The organism is Pelotomaculum schinkii, assembly GCF_004369205.1.
GTDB lineage: Bacteria > Bacillota > Desulfotomaculia > Desulfotomaculales > Pelotomaculaceae > Pelotomaculum_C > Pelotomaculum_C schinkii.
In genome coordinates, this window is sequence record NZ_QFGA01000003.1 from 350378 (window position 1) to 369258 (window position 18881).

At 44.3% G+C, this 18881-nt stretch carries 17 protein-coding genes, 1 tRNA gene and 3 pseudogenes; 9 read left to right on the forward strand and 12 right to left on the reverse strand.

Annotated elements, in window-relative coordinates; all coding sequences use genetic code 11:
* Positions 1–178 precede the first annotated feature (178 nt).
* From Psch_RS17920 to Psch_RS17945, 6 genes and pseudogenes are all read right to left on the reverse strand, one after another.
* A complete protein-coding gene (locus tag Psch_RS17920; protein WP_190259169.1) occupies positions 179–748 on the reverse strand; it encodes a hypothetical protein in 570 nt (189 codons plus the stop codon).
* Positions 739–1101, reverse strand: coding sequence for a hypothetical protein (locus Psch_RS17925; RefSeq protein WP_190259170.1), 363 nt, complete (start codon positions 1099–1101; stop codon positions 739–741). The genes Psch_RS17920 and Psch_RS17925 overlap by 10 nt, the downstream gene beginning before the upstream one ends.
* A 90-nt stretch (positions 1102–1191) precedes the next feature.
* Positions 1192–1521, reverse strand: a pseudogene (locus Psch_RS17930) (IS1634 family transposase); the annotation flags it as partial.
* Between the two features lie 60 nt (positions 1522–1581).
* Entirely contained in the window at positions 1582–2067 is a 486-nt protein-coding gene (locus tag Psch_RS17935) for an RNA polymerase sigma factor (RefSeq protein ID WP_190259172.1), read from the reverse strand.
* Between the two features lie 598 nt (positions 2068–2665).
* Positions 2666–2935 (reverse strand): hypothetical protein, encoded by a 270-nt coding sequence (locus Psch_RS17940; RefSeq protein ID WP_190259173.1) that lies wholly within the window; start codon positions 2933–2935, stop codon positions 2666–2668.
* A gap of 398 nt (positions 2936–3333) precedes the next feature.
* Positions 3334–4483 (reverse strand): IS3 family transposase gene (locus tag Psch_RS17945; RefSeq protein ID WP_190239463.1). Its coding sequence is split into 2 segments (ribosomal slippage): positions 3334–4213 and positions 4212–4483, totalling 1152 coding nucleotides; the frame shifts between segments, so codons are not numbered across the junction.
* Between the two features lie 206 nt (positions 4484–4689).
* Here Psch_RS17945 and Psch_RS17950 point away from each other — a divergent pair.
* The 5 genes and pseudogenes from Psch_RS17950 to Psch_RS17970 form a co-directional block, all read left to right on the forward strand.
* Positions 4690–5259 carry an RNA polymerase sigma factor gene (locus Psch_RS17950; protein WP_190259357.1) on the forward strand — a complete coding sequence of 190 codons (570 nt, stop codon included), beginning with the start codon at positions 4690–4692 and terminating at the stop codon, positions 5257–5259.
* Positions 5260–5261: 2 nt separating this feature from the next.
* Complete coding sequence (locus Psch_RS17955) at positions 5262–6026, forward strand: DUF4367 domain-containing protein (RefSeq protein ID WP_190259174.1); 765 nt, start codon at positions 5262–5264, stop codon at positions 6024–6026.
* Between the two features lie 90 nt (positions 6027–6116).
* On the forward strand, positions 6117–6284 hold the full coding sequence (locus Psch_RS17960) for a hypothetical protein (RefSeq protein ID WP_190259374.1): 168 nt from the start codon (positions 6117–6119) through the stop codon (positions 6282–6284).
* A gap of 259 nt (positions 6285–6543) precedes the next feature.
* Positions 6544–6870 (forward strand): annotated as a pseudogene (locus Psch_RS17965) (ParA family protein); the annotation flags it as partial.
* A pseudogene (locus Psch_RS17970) lies at positions 6866–7426 on the forward strand (ParB/RepB/Spo0J family partition protein); the annotation flags it as partial. The pseudogenes Psch_RS17965 and Psch_RS17970, both read left to right, overlap by 5 nt.
* Positions 7427–8337: 911 nt before the next feature.
* On the opposite strand, the gene Psch_RS17975 reads toward Psch_RS17970, so the two are convergent.
* The 4 genes from Psch_RS17975 to Psch_RS17990 all read right to left on the reverse strand — a co-directional run bounded on the left by Psch_RS17975 (position 8338) and on the right by Psch_RS17990 (position 12926).
* A protein-coding gene (locus Psch_RS17975) for an IS630 family transposase (RefSeq protein WP_190259358.1) occupies positions 8338–9469 on the reverse strand; the annotation gives its coding sequence in 2 pieces (ribosomal slippage) (positions 8338–9040 and positions 9039–9469; 1134 coding nt in all).
* A 157-nt stretch (positions 9470–9626) separates the two neighbouring features.
* Positions 9627–11588, reverse strand: coding sequence for a M56 family metallopeptidase (locus Psch_RS17980; protein WP_190259176.1), 1962 nt, complete (start codon positions 11586–11588; stop codon positions 9627–9629).
* Positions 11585–11980: a BlaI/MecI/CopY family transcriptional regulator gene (locus Psch_RS17985; RefSeq protein WP_006524257.1), complete on the reverse strand. Its 396-nt coding sequence runs from the start codon at positions 11978–11980 to the stop codon at positions 11585–11587. Before Psch_RS17985 ends, Psch_RS17980 begins: the two co-directional genes overlap by 4 nt.
* A 4-nt stretch (positions 11981–11984) precedes the next feature.
* On the reverse strand, positions 11985–12926 hold the full coding sequence (locus tag Psch_RS17990; protein WP_190259177.1) for an LCP family protein: 942 nt from the start codon (positions 12924–12926) through the stop codon (positions 11985–11987).
* Positions 12927–13605: 679 nt separating this feature from the next.
* Between Psch_RS17990 and Psch_RS17995 the strand changes: the two genes are divergently transcribed.
* From Psch_RS17995 to Psch_RS18010, 4 genes are all read left to right on the forward strand, one after another.
* Positions 13606–14031, forward strand: a complete 426-nt coding sequence (locus Psch_RS17995; protein ID WP_190259178.1) for an RNA polymerase sigma factor — start codon at positions 13606–13608, stop codon at positions 14029–14031.
* Between the two features lie 50 nt (positions 14032–14081).
* A complete protein-coding gene (locus tag Psch_RS18000) occupies positions 14082–14276 on the forward strand; it encodes a helix-turn-helix domain-containing protein (protein WP_427910127.1) in 195 nt (64 codons plus the stop codon).
* Positions 14277–14829: 553 nt separating this feature from the next.
* Positions 14830–15051: a helix-turn-helix domain-containing protein gene (locus tag Psch_RS18005; protein WP_427910121.1), complete on the forward strand. Its 222-nt coding sequence runs from the start codon at positions 14830–14832 to the stop codon at positions 15049–15051.
* A 102-nt stretch (positions 15052–15153) separates the two neighbouring features.
* Complete coding sequence (locus tag Psch_RS18010) at positions 15154–16629, forward strand: tyrosine-type recombinase/integrase (RefSeq protein WP_190259179.1); 1476 nt, start codon at positions 15154–15156, stop codon at positions 16627–16629.
* A gap of 170 nt (positions 16630–16799) precedes the next feature.
* Here Psch_RS18010 and Psch_RS18015 read toward each other — a convergent pair.
* Together Psch_RS18015 and Psch_RS18020 are read right to left on the reverse strand one after the other, a co-directional pair.
* Positions 16800–16885, reverse strand: a tRNA-Leu gene (locus Psch_RS18015).
* Positions 16886–17241: 356 nt separating this feature from the next.
* The gene (locus Psch_RS18020; RefSeq protein WP_190238768.1) at positions 17242–18741 is read right to left on the reverse strand and encodes an ISLre2 family transposase; all 1500 of its coding nucleotides are present in this window, start codon (positions 18739–18741) and stop codon (positions 17242–17244) included.
* Positions 18742–18881: the final 140 nt, after the last annotated feature.

Here is an 18881-nt window from a genome sequence, read left to right on the forward strand (position 1 = left end):
GCAGTTCACTTTGCCAAAATCGCTTTTTAGACCTGAGTAGAGAGGGGATATAAACCCCAGACATCAACTAGTTCATTTTGCAGTTGGATATTTTCCTTTCTTTGAATATCTACGATGCCACAAGAAACAGTATCCCGGTTTTCCGATGTTAATACCTGATAAAAAACTTGATGAGGACCTATAAATTACTGGTATAAAAAACTGCTGAACGATAACCATAATCATTATTATAAAGAGGCACTTCAAGTAATTTATATTTATTATTAGGGGTATTTAATGAAATACTAGTTAGTACAATTTTAGTTTCATTAGAATCTATGTATGAAAGGAGAGCAAGGTTATTTTTGATATCATGTATGGAGACAACATGAAGGCTCTCGAAAAATGTTTCCCCCCAATAATTGGCTGTAAGATTATAAGAAATATACTTATTATTCCGGGGAGAGCTTTTTGATTCAATACGTACACGTACAAGGAGTTGATTTTCCGTAATCCACCCTTCTGAGAATTGATCTTTACCAGATTCTGCCTTAACTTCAGTCTTCTCTTTAGTTTTTAAATCGTATACTTCAACTCTGGCTCCCTCTGGGGTTGAAATAGTATATGAAATTTTGCTACTATCTTCATTCCAGTACGGTTTTCCAATAAGGTTTTCGGAGATTATAACTTTTTGATTCGAGGATAAATCCATATAAATTAGCTTATCATTACCAACTTTTGATTTGTAGTTAATTATTGTTAAAGCCATTTTATTCTTGTCCGGAGATAATGGGCATATCTAACATTTTGTGAGAGACAAATTGAAGAATTCCTTTCTAATATTATTTGGTAAAGGTTTGAACTGGAGGAAGAATCTTTTTCTTTAGCTAGAACAAATACACTATCAGGCTCTATCATACCAACGATAGATTCAACTAGGATATCACTATAAAGAGGAGAAAAATCATCCTTTGAAATTGCAATAATACCAAGATTATTGTTTTTTACGGCAAGGTATTGAGAATTAACCCAACTTTGTTTAGCCGAGCTCCCTAAATTAAATTGACAACCTGAACACAAAAAAAGGATAATGCTTAAAAATATAAAAATAGCTTTTTTCATGATTGATATATCCCCCTCTTATATAAATATGCCCCTCTGTTACTGGCTTAGTCTTTAGCTCAGTAACAGAGGGATAATGTGAGATTAATCTCCATAGCTTTTAATCTGGCTTTCCAGCTTTGCTACCATTTCCTCCCGGGCTTTTTCGTCGTACTCAGCCTGAATAGGGTTGTAGCAGATAATGTAGCGGTTGGCATCGCACCAGACTTCTTTTACTCTCAGTTTATCCCGTACCACTTTGTATTTGCCGCCGGTTTTCAGTACCTCGCCGACTTCTTTGGCTTTGCGCATGCGCATACCGACGATATATTCAATGTGGTTGCGGTCCAGTTCATCCAAGAGCTCTTTGCTCACCATACCGAGGTCTCCGACAAAGACCACCCGGCCCAAGTTGAACCGTTTGCGAAGGTCAGCAATGATACCGAAGCCAATATCAAGTTATTTCGTTGTCTTATATATTTCATTACTATCACTCCTATATCATTCCATCATATATTTTACTGCTTTATTTACTGTCACTCCAAAACGCTTTTTTGCTAAAAATACTGGCAAGCAAATTGCTTTTGCAATTTGTTGAATAGAAAAATTTTGCCAGTAAAAAAGCAGTAAAATATATCTTTCATCAAAATTTAGACTGCCAAGCATTTGAATAAGTTCCTTTTTCTTAACATCTACCTGCTCTCCTATGTCTTCTGATGTTTTAACAAGTATCGTATAGCCATTCCACTCAGACTTTTTTTGTATCGTTCTGCCATACTTATATAATAATTTGATACTTTGCTCTTTAAATAAATTGGCATCCGTTTTGTCTGAAATATTATTGAAAGCTGCGCAAAACGCATTAATTGAGATTTGTTCGGCTGCCTTCTTATTGCCCAAAGTATAAAGTGCTAAATTATACAGTTGCTTTGCGGTGGCATTATATAGGAATTCAACCTGATTCTGTATTTCCTGATTGCTTTCCAAAACGCTGACCTCCACCGAAACATTTATACTTATACAAATAAAGACAACAAAAAAAATAAATTGCAACAAGAAATCTAAAAATATTTTAGAAAAATTGCATTTCTTACTTAATTATAGATTTCATCAAGGCAATGAGCTGATTGTCGGTCTACAATGGATGTGGTTGATAAATGGACGATGCGAATACCGAACTGGGGCCTTATCCTGGCTCAATTAACAGTCATATTCGGAGAGAGGGTGGAAAAACAGCTATAGGTAATTTATGGGTTTATACAGAATTGTTGACAGCTCCTGTTAAAATGTTGCACCCATCGAAAATGCTAGAATAGCTACAAATAAAAACACCCCGCTCCACTTGCATGGTAGAACGAAGGTATTCTTTTACTCACTTTAATCAACTTTAATGGTGACTGGCAAAAGGATCGCTTAAGTTTTTAGTAGATTGATTTATCTTTAAACTTTTCCAAAACATCTTTCTTTAATTTTTGATATTGCTTGTCTGTGTCTGCGATTTCTTTTTCTTTAGTGTCAGAATTATCAATGTTGAATTTACCCTGATTTACGGAAACTATTGAATAGTTTCCGTCATCTGTTTTCTTTAAAAATAGTATATACTCATTGCAGATACATCAGTATTGAGACCGACTGCAACGTTTGAGGAAAGCCCATTCCATGCGTTAGCTCCGGCTACCATGATATTTTGTTGATAACTGGAATCTCCTCCGGAAAGAACATATCCAAGGTCAGTTACAGCACGATAACCCCCTGTAAATAAGTGTTGCGCATCTGCAAATGCAATGCTAAAAGTTAACAACAAGCATGACAATGTACAAATCAGTATCAGTATTTTTTTGCCTTTTTTACTCATTATAACACTCCTCGCATTATACTATTTTACAACTTAAACTTGCATGAAATATTTAATTGTATAGCAAATCATTTACTCTGATTTGCCGTTATCTTCATTTTCCCACCCCCTTTGGCCAAAGCAAGACCATTTTTACCATTAATGTCGATCTCCAAAAAACTACCCTAATGACATTAAAGTATATTGGCTTTTGATAAAACCAGCTAATTTCTATTTCTCCCACAATTTTAGCCAGCATCCTGTTTGAATGGGCTGGCAGTATGTCTCGTCCAACCAGGTGATAGTGTGATAATTATTGTCTGATATGCAATATTCTCCTTTAAAGGTTTTATAATGCCCCCCGTGTCAAGAACACAGATATAAAAAATTAAGTTTTCTCCTTCCCATGTTGATATGTATCAAGCAGCTTCATTGAGCTTGCTTTTGAGGTAATAGGATACTGGGCTGGCGCCACCCAGCGAAGAATGAGGCCGGCGGGTGTTGTAAGTCTTCATGTAGTCATTCAGCATAATTCTCAACTCTCGAGGTGTTTCGTACTCACTTATGTAGATTCGTTCATATTTCAAGGTGCGGAAGAATCGTTCCGTTCTGGCATTATCCAGACATTGGCCCTTGCCATCCATAGAGATCTTTACTCCATTATCTTCCAACAACTTGATGTAGTCTGGATTAGTAAAATGGCTGCCCTGGTCAGAATTGATAATTTCTGGCTTCTGGCAACTTAGAGCACGCTTTAGACATCTCAGGACAAAGGATTTATCCAATGTACTTGACAGCTCGTAATCTACAATATAGCGGCTATACCAGTCGATGATGACAAACAGATACATGAACCCTTTCTTCATGCGCAAATACGTTATATCCACACCCCAGACCTGGTTTGGCCTGATGATTTTAAGGTTGCGCAGCAGATAGGGGCGGATATATTGAGCATGGTAGCGTTTGCTCAGATTGGGCTTGGGATACAACGTATAAATACCCATATCACGCATAATTCGGCGAACTCGTTTTTTGTTAATCACAAGTTTATGTTCTCTTCTGAGAATGGCCGTGATGGTACGGTAGCCCCAGGTCGGTTCATCTGTATGAATTTTATCAATCAACCGCATGATTAATAACTCCTCATCACTAATTGTCCTGACGGGAGGTTTCCTATATGCGCTACTCCGATTGAGCCCCAGCAACTCAGCCTGACGCTTTACCGTGATATTTTTATGGCTAAGCTCAACAAAGGCCTTACGGTCGTTTACGGTTGAGGATTTCGTCAGATTTTTTTTTAAGCCAGTCAACTTCATATGTTAACTGACCAACTTTACGCTCCAGTTCTGCCACATGTTGTTGCTCTTTTTCAAGAGCCTTTTCGGCTTCTGAGGGGCCTTTCTTGAACACCTCCGAAGCTCGGTCTACAAATTCCTGCTTCCAGCGATTGACCATCACAGGATGAATGCCATATTTAGACGCTATCTCATTGACAGTGGCTTCTTCCCGGAGAACTTCCAGGACTACCTTGGCTTTAAACTCGGCTGAATACTGATTACGCTTTTTCATGCTCCCATTGTAACTTATTTTTATTATCCTGTGTCTCACCTCTTGGGAGCATTATATTTTCTTATCTATAAAGACAATCTAAAAAAACTTATGCAACATTTTATCGCTAAAAAATTCTTAAAAATTATGGAGATTTATTCATTTTTTGTCGCCAATTCTCATTTGGATGCTTGTATAATCATAACAAAGGGGTGATTTGAGTGATCATGACGATAATCGCCGCACTGGAAGGCGATGACGATAAGGCCTTCATGATGAATTTATATAACGATTATTATGGTCTGGTGCGGAAGACGGTTTACAATATTACCCATGATGCGGACTATGCGGAAGACCTGACCAACGATACTTTTAGCAAACTAATTGAAAAAATATCTTTAATTCGAACTCTGGATAGTTGCAAATTGGCCGCTTATGTTGTCTATACTTCCAAGAGCGTGGCCATCAACTTCATAAAACACCGAGATGTGCAGAAAAAACATGTGTATTTTGGAGAAGATCTTGATCTGGCGAAAAAGGTTCCCAGCCTTGAAGACAATTTAGAGGACAGGATTGTTCATCAGGAAGAAATAGAAGAGCTGGGGAATGCCATATTGAGGCTTCCGGAGATGCACAAAGATCTGTTGTATTTTAAGTACATATTGGGAATGGCTGATGCGGAAATAGCGGGTATTTTAAAAATAGCTCCCGACAGTGTTCGGCAGTATTTGACCAGAGCCCGCAGAAAAGCCAAGGAACTCTTGGATAAAGAGTTCATGGGTAAGGGAGGTGAATAAGCATGCCGAAGAACAGCTCGGAACAAATTCGCAAAAAACTTTATGAGGAATATGAAGACAGTCTGTTCAAATTGGTCATGCACGATGCCGCGGAAAAAGAAGGCCAGCTTTTCCTGGAAGAAAAAGAAAAGCTGAAAAACGATCCGGAATTTCTGCCTTCCAAGGAGGCAGCCCAAAGATTCAGTCAACAACTGGATGCGCAGCTAAAAAAATCGAAGGCTTATGCCAGACGGCGGCGCATTTGGCAGGCTTTGAACAGAGCTGCAGTCGCCATGCTGCTCATGCTGGTGATACTGGGCACTACCGTGGCGACCGTTGAGGCAGTGCGAGTCAGGGTATTGAATTTTTTAATGGATATTCAGAAGGAATATACGTCTTTTCAACTGAAGGACAGCAGCAGCGGTTCGGAAGGGGGCAGTGCAACCATAGACTGGCGCCAAGCTTATGTCCCGACCTATATACCGGACGGATATGAAGTCAGTGCTACGTCCCAAAACGAGAATTATAAAAAAATTGAATTTACAAATCCGCGGGGCTCGTTGATCACTTATATGGAATTAAGCGCAGCTCACAAGCTCGCAGTGGATACGGAAAACGCTTCTGTCTTTGAAGCAGTCATTATCAACGGACATGAAGGAACGCTGGTAGTGAAAAACTCTCTGGTTACCATCATTTGGGCAATGCATGACCACATGTTCATAATTCGGGGACAGATAGAGAGAGACATGGCGGTAAAGATAGCCGGGGGAGTAAAATATGTAGATTAAGATAAGAGAAATTCTTGGAAAAATGTTGTTGCAATAGCCTCCTTTGATTGTCTTTCCTATTGAAAGATATTTTAAGGGAGGTTTTTATTTATGGAAAAATTCGTTTGCATGGGTATTCTTGTCCTGATGACCGATGTAAGTGAGGATTATTATGTTGTCCACGGTACTTATCGGGTATGTGCTACCGCTAAAGTTTATAACGCTTCCGGTACTCTGTTGGAAAATAAATCGTTGTATTCTGACACGGTGATATATTGAATTGGGTTGCTCTAACACCAAACGTATTGGGAAAAAAACTGTGCTCAGAAGACAGCGTTGGAAATACAGTGGGAATTATTGAACGAAGAACTCAATTTTACAATTGTTAGGAGCGGGGTTTCCTCTTGCGGCACTACACTGTTTCACTTTTTGAAAGCTACAAAAAACCGTTGTTTCGGTGTTATATATAAACCACAGTAACCGCTTGCTTTATTCCTTAAAGCAAGTGGCTTTTTTGCGTGAAAGGAGGAATTTCAAAGTGTCAAAAGTAATCGCCTTGGCAAACCAAAAGGGTGGCACCGGCAAAACAACAACGGCGGTTAATCTGGGCATCGGCCTTGCAGCACAAGGAAAAAAGGTGTTACTGGTGGACGCGGATGCTCAGGGAAACCTGACAGACTCATTGGGTTATCGGGAGCCGGACAATTTACCCGTTTCGCTGGCTACTGTTCTTACTAAGACAATGATGGAGGAAGCGTATGAACTTGATGAGGGTATCCTCCACCATTCGGAAGGCGTTGACCTCATGCCGGGAAATATCGAGTTGTCCGCGATAGAGGTGTCACTCGTCAACACCATAGTACGGCGTTTTAGTCCCCGGCCTTGTGCGGCCCAAAGCGGACGGCGGCTATGAAATGGTGGCCGGACACCGGCGCAAAAAGGCAAGCGAGCTTGCGGGCAAGGAAACCATGCCCTGCATTGTCCGTGAAATGGATGACGATGCCGCGATAATTATCATGGTTGACAGCAATCTGCAAAGGGAAAGCATCCTGCCGAGTGAAAAAGCTTTTGCATATAAGATGAAGCTGGAAGCCATGAAGCGCCAGGGTCAAAGGACGGATTTAACTTCCCGACCAGTGGTCGGGAAGTTGGAAAGCGCAGACGCATTAGGTGAAAACACTGGCGAAAGCGGCAGACAAATACAAAGATATATCCGACTTACAGAGCTTAATCCTTCCATACTGCAAATGGTTGACGATAATCAAATTGCTTTTCGCCCCGCCGTGGAAATCTCCTACCTGGCCGAAAACGAACAGCAAGACCTGTACAACACCATGCAGTCAGAGGATTGCACCCCTTCCTTGGCGCAGGCGCAGCGGATGAAAAAGCTCAGTCAGGACGGCAGGCTGAATATGGATGTCAATGTTCAATTTATTACTCGGTGTGGATTTATTAACAATAATACCCAAGCCCAATTGCTCATCGATAAAATCAATTCTGGCAAGATCTCCAGGCAGGGTAACAGGAAAACCTTTCGGCCTGATTCATTCATTATTTTTGACCATGTTTTACCTTGATCGTTTGTTTTCAGTACAGTAACTGGGGTATCGCCAACATTTCCGAATATACGCTAAGACAAATAATACCAGCTAAATCGCTGGTTTATTTACCCTAAGACATTTATTACCATATGGGGCAGTGTCAGCAAATCCTTGTTAAAATACGCTAAGGTTTTTGAATTCCGGAAAACAGTTATTTTCCGCATACGCTAATGCTAATAAACCATTCCTAGCGAATTACTCTCGCTCATATTTTAAAGTAGAGTATTAAACCAAAATTGGGTTTAGCGTAATGTGCCCAGCGAAAGAGTGAGAAATTCAAAGTAACATGCAGTTTTGTGTGTCTATTTTATCGGGTACAGCCCAGTAAGGATTGGCTGATTAAAAAGAAAGGATAACGTGAGCAGATAATTGCCATTTCAGTTCATGCGCAACGGACCATCCCGCACTTGGCGAACCGCTTCAATACACTCTTTCATTCGGCGGTTTTGAAGCATGAACCGCCGTTTTCCTTAACTTGTTGGATATCGAATTGGGAGGCGAAGCCGTTTATATGCTGATTTAAGTCATGTGGGCATTGCTATGGGCAGAGAAAACGGAAATTTGCTGATTGTCAACTAACCTCAACTCGGAACAACGGGAAGTCTTGCAGTCCTTGCGAGCTGAGCTTCTAAGCGAGAAAAAAACCTTGAAGAAAACAGTTGCGAAAGGTAAACCGATTTATTATACAAGAAGCCTTAACATTTACCCTCCTATGGTAGCCTAGTACGCTGTTAACTCTTAAACTGTGGATAAAGCCGCTTTAATTTGGTTCTTGCATCATCGGTCGTGAATTGCCAGTCAACACCTTTTTGTTTTTTGTTTCTTGCAGTTTCCCATTCCAACAGTTCAAGGCGGAGGAAATTGATTGACGAAATTCGGCGTTCCAGACACTGTTTGGACATTACGCTCAGTTCGATTTCGGCTATGTTAAGCCAGCTTCCATGCTTTGGCGTGTAATGGATCTCAAGGCGTTTAGCAAGGCTTCTGGAAACATCTGGCGGGAATGCTTCATAAAGTGATGCCATGGTATGAGTGTTCAGGTTATCCATCACCAGGCGGATCTTTTGTGCTTTTGGATAATGAACCTCAAGCAGTTCCCGGACCTGGTGTGCCCAGTCAACCCGAGTTCTTCTTTCACAGACCGTTACATGTCTCCAACCTGCCAATGGTTCTGTGAAGACAAAGATGCTGCAGGTTCCGTTGCGGACATACTCACCGTCTTGACACTCAGGCCTTCCGGCCTTCATCGGGATCGGGGTTCTGTTCTCACCAAGGAGCTGGTACGGCTTTTCGTCCATGCAGACGACCGGATATAGTCTGCAATATTGCTGCTGGTACAGCTCCAAAACATCTTCCATACAGGCGACGAAGGCGGCGTTCTGTTCAGGCGGAATACACCAACATTTACGGAGATGTGGGTTTAGTTCGTTTTTTTAAAAGCCGTCCAACGGCCACATAAGAGATGCTGTCAATGTACTGTAATTCAACCGCTTTATCCGCCAGCAGCCTTAGAGTCCATCTGGATCGTCCCGACGGGGGTGAACTGCAGCTCAATGCGATGATCTTTGCTTCCACTTCACCGGTAATCTTCGGTTCAACGGGCGGCGTTTCGCGTTTCTTTCTGCCGAGCGCAGCCTGCAGCCCATGTTCCGAGTACCGACTTCGAATGGTATGAACGGTTTGCGGGTGAACATGAAACAACGCTGCTATTTCAACTTCGCTCTTTCGCCCGCCCGTGCCGTTCTCATCAGCTGCCAACAGAATATTGGCATGCATGATGGTTTTTGCCGGGGCGGAACCCCTGGAAACGATCTTGAGCAGGGTCTTCCGCTCCTCATCAGAAAGACGGACATGGTATCTTATTTTTGGCAAGGCATACCCCTCCCTCCTGAGAAGAGTATACCACGAAAATGAGTTTCATTATGGTTTAAGATTTAACAAACTACTAGCTAGGCTTTACCGGTTAGTTTCCTGCTGTGATTCATAAGCGTATAAATGGGCGGTTACCAGAGTTACTTGGTCACCACTCCCAGGATAGCGCCTCGTCAAGTGTTTTCGGGACCTCTTGCATGACGATATCTTCCACCGCATTTTGAGCAACATTGTAGACTAAGTAAGCAACAATATGGTTGCCATTAATCGCAGGATAACAGGAAAGAAGCAGTTTTTTACCGTCCGGCGACCATTGGATGCGAGGACGAAGGTAGATTCCGCTGACTTCTTGATCAAATATACCGCGTTCGTTGAACGCCGCCAGAACTGTCTTCGGGTTTACCAGCCTATAAAACTGATGGTTTTGGGAATCGTACAGATAAGCACAATAGTCCCTTCCCGACTTTCCATCCAAAGTCTTCATATTGATAAACGCCCCGTAAACGCTGTCGGGTGACCAGCAGACCCGTCCGAATAAACCGCTTTCATCCAGAGTATAGATCCGGCCCTCATCGAAAACCCTTAAGCTTGCCGCCGCTTGTTTTGCCTCATCATACTCTATCTCGGCAACCTTTTTAGCATCAAAACTCGCATAGGCTTTTAAAGAATATTGGTCCCCTTGAGCGCAGGCCATCAGAAATCGTTCCAGTGATTCCGCCCGACAGGGAAAAAATATGTAATTTGATCCACTGTGGCTGAGCGAGGCGGTATATCGATCAGGCAAGTTTTTTTCCTGGATATAGTGCAAATCAAAGCGCAAACCGTTATCCAGGGTGTAACGCCATGCCGTATAGTGATAGGTCTCATCTTTTACCACTTCATCGGCCTTATAGCCGTTGATTATATCGCTAAAAGTTAATTCTCCATTTGCCAGCAGGCGCAGTGACTCTATATCCAAGGTGCGTTGGCTACCGGCTTCGTTTAACATAGGGGAAGCACCTGCCTTATCGGACAAGGTTAGCCCCCCGTCACCCACCACTTGTATGGTTGCTCCCTGGTTTTGCTGATCATCAGCCTTGGCGCTCGTTAAAGTCATCACGCCCAGTAAAATAACCAGCCCTGCGGCCAGAACCGAAATAGTCTTTAATGTCTTGGGGCGATTGATAATCATGCTAATTCTTGTCTTAATTCTGCTTTTCCCGTTTGCCATTGCTGTAGCCGTATTAAGAATGGCAACTTTCTTGTGACAGGCGTTAAACAAGATAAGGAGTGTATGACCATATTCAAGGCTTTCCTTTTCATCCAGGTAACGCAACACCCGGTCATCGCAGCTTAATTCGGAATCATCGCGGGAAGCCAGAGCCGCCATCCATACCAGGGGATTAAACCAGTAAATAATACAACAAATATTCCGAAGCAGAGAGAAAAGATTGTCTTTCTGTTTGAAGTGGCAAAGCTCATGCAGCAATACATGTCTTAGTATTGTCCTGTCTGTTTTGGCCTCCGGCGTGATGGCAATGTAAGAGCGAAACAGGCCGACCAGGCAAGGGGAAGTCAAGTGATGGGAAATAACAACCGGCAATGGAGTTTTTATCCCGACCTGCCGGCATAGGTCACGGTAGAAGGGGATCTGGTCAAATGATAGCTCTATAGCCGACTGGCGCAACCTGCGTAGGAATACCCTGTTCAGGATTAGCATGTATACAAACACAGCCAAAGCACCGATTACCCATAAGATAAACAGCATTTGGAACAAGTCGATTTTTTCTATATAACTAGTATTTTTTTCAGTTCTAACCTGTACCGCTGTGTTGCTTTGCGGCTCGGAATATGTCAGTGGCTCAATAAAAGGAGAAGAAAATGTTTGCAGATCCGATCCATGGGTTTCAACCGTTGTAATAGGCGGAGGTTGGATAATGTTCATAACACTGAATGGGCTGGAGATATTCAACGGGATCAGAAGCCGTATGAGTACCAAAATCCAAACCGCATATTGCCAGGTGGGTCGTAGTTTTCCCCTAAACACCATGCGCAATACCAGCAGTACGGCAATCAACAGGGATGAGGTCAAAGTAATTTGCAGTAAAAGGCGTAAAATATTCTCTATCATACTTGGCCGCCTTCCTTTGATTGTTTTGCTTCTTGAAGTGCTTTCATCAGTTCATCGATTTCTTCCTCGTCCAACTGCTCATTTTTTATCATGGTGGATACCATCAGGCCCAAGTTTCCGTTCCACAGTTTTCCTACAAAAGAACGGGTTTCCCCGGTCACGGCTTCATTGTAGTCCAGCAAAGGATAATAAAGCTGCGGATTGGCATCCTCCCTTCGCAATGCGTCCTTGGCTTCCATGCGCTTGAGAAAGGAAAAGATGTCATGTCTGGTCCAGCCGGTTTCCTCCTTAAGCGCATCTTCAATTTGGCGGCAGGAAAGGGGTGAGCTTTCCCAAAGGAGCCTCATAATCTTCCATTCCGCGTCTGAAAGGGTAACCTTCTTGCTTATCATGACCTCAGTCCTCCATTCTTATAATCTTTATATCTTCCTTGGTAATGGCACGGATATAGGGATTAATTGTCCGGTTTACCAAGCTGATTACCTCTTTTGCCGACAGATATACATAATTATGTCCTTGGTAGTCCCCAAAACTGCTGTAAGGCAGGGTTTGCACCGTAAAATCTTTTTCCGGGTCAAGCTGCATAACCTGGCGGGCGAACCATTGCATATCTCGCAGCGACAAATCGGTTTCCACATGCTGTTGAAAGATATCGGCAAATTCAGGAATTTTAGAAATGTTGGAACCGGTTAACAATTCATCAACCAAGGCCATAAGAAAATGCTGTTGTATTTCTATACGGCCTATGTCGGCGTTTATGTAATTCCTGTATCTCACCAACTGCAAAGCCTTGTTCCCATCCAAAATTTGCAAGCCCTTTTTAAGATGAATGTGCAAGTCCTGGGCCGGGTCATCCCAATTCATGTCTTGGGGAACAGAGAATTTCACTCCCCCTATGGCATCGACCAACTCTTTAAAAGCTTCAAGGTCTACCACAATATAGTAATGGGGTGAAAAACCCAATATGGATTTAATTTCTTCTTTTAATTGCTCCACGCCACCAACAGCATAGGCATCATTGATCTTTTTGGGATTTCGCGGCACATCCACCTGCGTGTCTCTTGGCACTGAGACAATATTGATCTTATGGCCGACAGTATCCAAGGAAACAACCATAATGGTGTCAGTGTGATAGCCGTCTTTGTCAGTTCCTATCACCAGAAATGTATAAAAGCCATCCTTGTAACCTTTGTCTGGCATAACCGGCCCGTCTCCGTTCTCCAAACTGGTCATACCATAGCCTTGGTTAAGTCCCGGTGGACGGTTGAAGTACGTCCCTATAACAAAACCAAGTGTAAAAAAAATTGCCAGTACAGATAAACCTATTATTAACAACAAGCGCAACTTCTTCCTGAATGAGCGATCTGGGAGATGGGGTGCGTTATGATTTTCCGAAGCTAAAACTGTTTTATTGCTAGAATGACCGAATCGACTCATGATAATAATCCTTTCAAATCAAATAAATGCAGATAATCAGCGTTTTTTGATTCTTTGTTATAAAAAATACACGCTCCATGGAGTAAAATAGCAGTAGGCAGATGCCTACTGCTATTTTACTCCTCTGTTTCCGTTTCTGTCAATGAATTTTGTAAGATGCAATAATAGTTTGTCGATGACAGGTACTGCCTATAGATAAAAGAAAAATCAACGCCGCCGTTTTCCTTTTCAAAAAATAGGATAGTGGAGGGTGTATTAAGTTTTAGAATGCGGCGGTATCAGGAGGTTGCCGCCGTGTTAAATCTGCATCGACATTATTCACCATTATGTGACCAATTAAAAAAAGCCTAAAGTGTATATGGAATAATTACAGCCTGCTGTGTGCTCACACACATTACACAATAGGAAATATATTCCTTTATGCTCGATTGGTTTTTATCCAGCCGGGCTTTTTTGCGTTTTATGGCAAATTATTTTTCGCATTTTGCCGTCTGCTTTGCCAAAATTTGGTTACCTGCCGTAGTAGTGGCGAAAGGGGAAGCAATCACCCGCCTTTGCGGACGCGAAGGGAGGTGAGAACATGAAGCCTCATTCCCACGAAGAACACAAGCGGCACACCTTTGACAGCTTTTGCAAAAAGATACTCAAGCATGAAGCCCGCGACTATTACGACGAGTTGAAAAGACGCAGAAAACATGAAATATCTTTGGACGAGCTGTCCGAAAAGGATTGGGAGCAGTTGGCCGTCATGGACGAGTATTTCAAGGATACATACAGCTTTCGCGTGTTGGGCCACGACATCACCGTGTCAGATGAACGCATAGGCGAAGCTCTGAAAGTCTTGCCAACGAACAAGCGCGACATTATCCTGCTGTCTTATTTCCTTGACATGACGGACAGGGAAATCGGGGAACTCTTGAACCTTGTCCGGCGTACCGTTGCCTATCGTCGGACAAGCACTTTGCGGGAATTAAAAAAATTCATGGAGGGAAAAGCGGATGAATAGCACACGAAACGCTAAAACCGGTAATACCGGCTTGCTTCCCTTTCCCCGTCATTGCGGCTGCGGCTGGCGGCGACATCAACGCAATCAACACCGTTCTAAAACACTACGAGGGGTATATTGCTGCATTGTCCACAAGGCAGCTTTACGACGAAAACGGCAATCCCCATCTGTGCGTAGACCCTGAAATGCGACGCAGACTGGGAACCAAACTCATAACCAAAATCCTGACGTTCAGGGTAGCTTAACCAAAGCCTGCTATGGGAGCGCGTTCCCCTTTCCACGCTCCCTGTGGCAGGCTTTTCATGCTTGCCATTCTACAAAAGTACATTCAACCTAATATGCTTTTGCAGGCTGACAAACGCCTTGCGTTCTTTGACAAAGAAAGCGCGGCAAAACATCGCGCAGCATAGGGCAAATCGGATACTTTCGGTCCATGCCGAGCCGGACGGCGGGTACGCCACGACTTCCCCAAGGGAACGAGCGATCACCACCCAGGCCGCAAAATGAGCGTGGCAGCTTGTGGGGCGACGACGCATGGGCCGGTACAATGATACTTCCGTCCAGCCACAGTCCGAGCGTTAAAAGCGTCGCAGGCAATGGGGATGGCCCGTCAGTATGGGGGGAGGTGAAATTCCTATGAGGGCGGTCAGCCGCCGTCCATCCGATAAGCCGTATAACGATGGAACCGTAAACAAAAACGCAGGTCAGGGGTGCGCTCGTTTGTGTGAGCACACGTCTCCAATCATGGTGCGCCCCTGTTGCCTGCATTGTAATTTTTGAGTAGAAGGAGCTGATGCGTTGCTGAAAAGCAATGAAGCATATAAGCTGATTTTTCAGGAATACCCGGATGTGGTCAATGTGGAGCAAATGTGTGAAATGCTTGGCGGTATCAGCACAAAAACCGCATACCGCCTTTTGCGGCAAAATCAGATTAAGCATTTCAAAATAGGGAGAACGTATAAAATCCCCAAGCTCCATATTTTTGAATACCTGGCGGTCGTGCAGGAATCCGATGCGTAAAACATCGCTCGCACCTTTGCAAGATATTTTGGAGCCTGCTACACTAAACCCGTCAATGGTAGGTGAATATGGACTGTTACTGATTTAAGGAGGCAAGAATTCATGGTAACAGGACACCTGCGAGAAAAAAATGGCTATTTCCAGATGATCCTCACCTATAAGGATATGAACGGAAAGCGCCAAACCAAGTCTGTCAGCACGGGACTTCCCGTCAAGGGGAATAAAAAGCGCGCCGAAGCGCTGCTTTGGAAAACCAGGCAAGAGTTTAATCCCGACACGGGAATGAGTGACAAAAACGCTTTGTTTGCCGACTTCCTAAAAAAATGGCTGCAGGAGGTTATCAACAGAGTGGACGCCGACACCTACGCCCTCTATGCGTACGATGCCAAAACCTTCATCATCCCTTACTTTAAGGATACCGCCGTTACGGTGGTGAAAATAAAGCCGGGGGACATCGAAGGCTACTATCAGTACGAGAGAACAGAAAAAAACGCTTTAAACACCGCCCTGCTCCAATATCACGAGGTCATCAAGGAAGCCTTGGCCTATGCCGTGGAGCTTGAATTAATTAGGGATAATCCGGCCGACAAGGTAAACCCGATTTCCGGCGAGGTGCGGATGCTGTTTACCGACTTCCTGCTGGAATGGCTGGAGATGATCAAGCACAATGTGGAAATGACCACCTACGCCTCTTACGCTGTTTGCATCAAGAGCTGTATTATTCCTTACTTTGAGGGCTTCAAGCTTACGTTGAAAGATGTAACGCCGAAGCACATCCAGGACTATTATCAGTACGAGCTGAACGAGAAAGGCTTAAGCGCCTGCACGGTGATCCACCGCCATGCCAACATTCGCAAGGCATTGCAGTACGCTTTCAAGGTGGGCCTGATCGCCTTTAACCCCGCCGACCGGATTGAGCGGCCCAAACCCGGGAAATTCGTAGCCAGTATTTATGATTCCAACGAATTGGAAGCCTTGTTCGCCGTCGTGAAAAACAAGCCGATAGAGCTGGCCGTTATCTTGGGCGCGTTTTACGGACTGCGCCGCAGTGAAATCGTCGGGCTGAAATGGGACGCGATTGACTTTGGAAAAAAGACGCTGACCATCAAGCACACCGTAACCGAGGTAAGGGTGGACGGAAAAGCCATCATCGTGGAAAAGGACCGGACCAAAACCAAGTCCAGCCACCGTACCCTGCCGCTGGTAGAGCCCTTTGAAAAGCTTCTCCGGCGGCTGAAGGAAGAGCAGGAGCGCAATCAAAAAGTATGTGGAAAAACCTATTGCCGTGAGTATATCGGCTACATCTACGTGAACGAGTTGGGAGAACGGATCAAGCCGGGCTATATCACCCAGAATTTCGCGCTCACGCTGAAAAACCACGGCCTCAAAAAAATCCGCTTTCACGACCTGCGCCATAGCTGCGCCAGTTTGTTGTACGCCAACGGAGTCAGTCTGAAAGAGATCCAGGAGTGGCTGGGGCACAGTGATATTTCCACCACCTCGAACATCTACACCCACCTGGATTTCAGTTCCAAGGTCGCTTCGGCCAACGCCATCATCGGCATATATCCCTCCTGACATCCCTCCAAAGCGGGCGGAATGCCAGGTAAAAAGGGAGATGAGAGCACTGCGAATATGCTCTAAAATGTATTATGTAACGGTATGCGGGACGGCAAACAGAAGGTATCGCCAGAAAAGAAAAAAGCCCTCAAATCCGCTTGTGTCGCGGCTTTAAGAGCGATTGTTTCTGGTGCCGATGGCCGGAGTCGAACCGGCATGGAGGTTATCCAACGGTTTTTGAGACCGCCGCGTCTGCCAATTCCGCCACATCGGCATATATAAGCAATGACTATTTTAGCAGAAATCAGTTCCCCAGTCAATGGGCCTGGTGAGGTGGATGCTGTCAAGTTAAAGTGGGTCGTATCCGATAATTTCCAATGCAACTCAACCAGGTTATAAATTTGACACGATATAGATTGCAAAAAATTTAAAACACGGTGGCGGCGGCCTTGACTGCCACCCCCACGCATGGTCTGATAAAACATGCCGACGGGGTGGCTCCGGGAACATGTCTACAAAGATAGCGAACCCGTCGTTTCTCCCATTATACCATGCGTGTGGCCCCCGGCAGTCAAGGCTACCCTGACGGCGCCGCCCAAAAAAAGCCTCAGGGATTCACCAAAAACATGTCTAAAAAATCCAATCTAAAGTGAGACGGCTAATTAGTAATGCCAGTTCCCGGCTTTTCTGATTGGGTCCATAAGCTGCCGGCAAGGATGCCCGTACCCAATCCCCAGGATCTTTTGCAGCCAGGCCATCTGTTTGTCTTCTGGCCCAATAGCCGTCCTGAACTCGTACCGGCTCACTCTCTGGAGTAGGCGGCCCTGGCAGGCGAAGAATATCTATAAGATTACCGTTTCTTTTTGCACAACGAACATGGGCGAGATTGTCAGATCCGTTTACCGACCAGGAAGCCCCCTGATGTTTAAACCGACGGGCAATGGTATGCCCCACATTGGGTTCGATAACTCCCAATCCCCGGGCCGGGGAAGGGCAGGGACGGTTTCTTTCCCGCCAGTCGGTAATCCCTTCCCAAACGCTATTGATTAGGCTTTGGAAAGCTCTTAGTTTTTCTTTTCTGGTTTCGTTTGGTTCTTCAATGATCAACGTCCTTAAAAACATATTGAAAGCGGCCCGGCTGTTCGTGTCGTTCGTATAGAGGATTTTCTCGAGTTTTTTTCTGTGCTGGGGGTTAAACAGGCTAATAAGATCCCTTTTTAAGTGGAACCGGCAGTATTGATATTCGGCCCCTAAAAGATCGGCTCCTTCCCGGATCCAGTCGGCTCCGTCCCCGGCAATAATTTTTCTTGGGCAGCCGTCAAGATCGTAGAGCCGGCTTAAACGCCGTTCTAAGGCGCCCCAAAATTCTTCTCCTTTTCCGTGGTAAATGAAGTAAGTGGGGTTGATCAGTTTTGCTCTGCCATTCGGACCTTCTTCCCACCCTTCATAAACTACCGCTGTTTTTAACTCAAAGCGTCTCTGCTCACTTCTTTTGTGCCGGCGCTGTTGTTTGATCATCGCTCCGTCTACTTCGACAACCAATAAAGGGACAACACGGATACCGGTACCGTCTAAGCCAGTTTCCCCATCCCATTTCTTGAGGTGTTCACCGGCTACTTGGACATCCCGATGGATGGTCTCGTGGCTGATGCTCACCCCCAAAGTGGTCTTTAAGGTTTCTTTTGCCTTCCTGTAGGTTTGTTCGGCGGCAAGCATTACGGCTATTTCGCTCAACCGGGCAGAGACATGCGCTCTTGCTGGTATACCCAGCAGTTCGTCCAGCAAAAAGGTGTAAGCGTAAGCTCCGCTTAAAGTGCGCTTTTTGTAGTAGCGTCTTGGGTAGCTGAGCACCCCCAGGGTGGTTTCGAGGCTTCGCTCCCTTATTTCAACTACTTCCCAACCCTCCCGTTCGGCCGAGTAAAGTATGAGCCGATCAAGGTGTTCTAAAAATGCAGTCAGCATCTGAATCAAGTAGTCTCTGGCAATGGTAAATAGTTCTTTTTCTAAAGTATTGAAATTTGTCTTTCCGGCAAGTACACTGTTAAGTAAAGTACTCACTCTTTTCTCTTGCAGCCAGGAACTTTCTTTCAGATAGTCTTGGGCTGCTTGGATTTGGGGTGATGTATTCACTAGAAGAAACCTCCTTTGTCGGTTTGGCTTACTTGCATTGGAGGTTTTCTTCTTTTCTCCGTGGAAAAACTCCTTGTCTTTTCGCCTGGAGATTACTGGTGATCACCCACAGTTATTTTACAGCTACGGTGAGGTGGTGT

Coding starts and splice junctions, on each gene's coding strand:
- Psch_RS17920 (WP_190259169.1), bottom strand. CDS start 748: ATGGCTTTAACAATAATTAACTACAAATCAAAAGTTGGTAATGATAAG.
- Psch_RS17925 (WP_190259170.1), bottom strand. CDS start 1,101: ATGAAAAAAGCTATTTTTATATTTTTAAGCATTATCCTTTTTTTGTGT.
- Psch_RS17940 (WP_190259173.1), bottom strand. CDS start 2,935: ATGAGTAAAAAAGGCAAAAAAATACTGATACTGATTTGTACATTGTCA.
- Psch_RS17950 (WP_190259357.1), top strand. CDS start 4,690: ATGACGATAATCGCCGCACTGGAAGGCGATGACGATAAGGCCTTCATG.
- Psch_RS17955 (WP_190259174.1), top strand. CDS start 5,262: ATGCCGAAGAACAGCTCGGAACAAATTCGCAAAAAACTTTATGAGGAA.
- Psch_RS17960 (WP_190259374.1), top strand. CDS start 6,117: ATGGAAAAATTCGTTTGCATGGGTATTCTTGTCCTGATGACCGATGTA.
- Psch_RS17980 (WP_190259176.1), bottom strand. CDS start 11,588: ATGATAGAGAATATTTTACGCCTTTTACTGCAAATTACTTTGACCTCA.
- Psch_RS17985 (WP_006524257.1), bottom strand. CDS start 11,980: ATGATAAGCAAGAAGGTTACCCTTTCAGACGCGGAATGGAAGATTATG.
- Psch_RS17995 (WP_190259178.1), top strand. CDS start 13,606: ATGAAGCCTCATTCCCACGAAGAACACAAGCGGCACACCTTTGACAGC.
- Psch_RS18010 (WP_190259179.1), top strand. CDS start 15,154: ATGGTAACAGGACACCTGCGAGAAAAAAATGGCTATTTCCAGATGATC.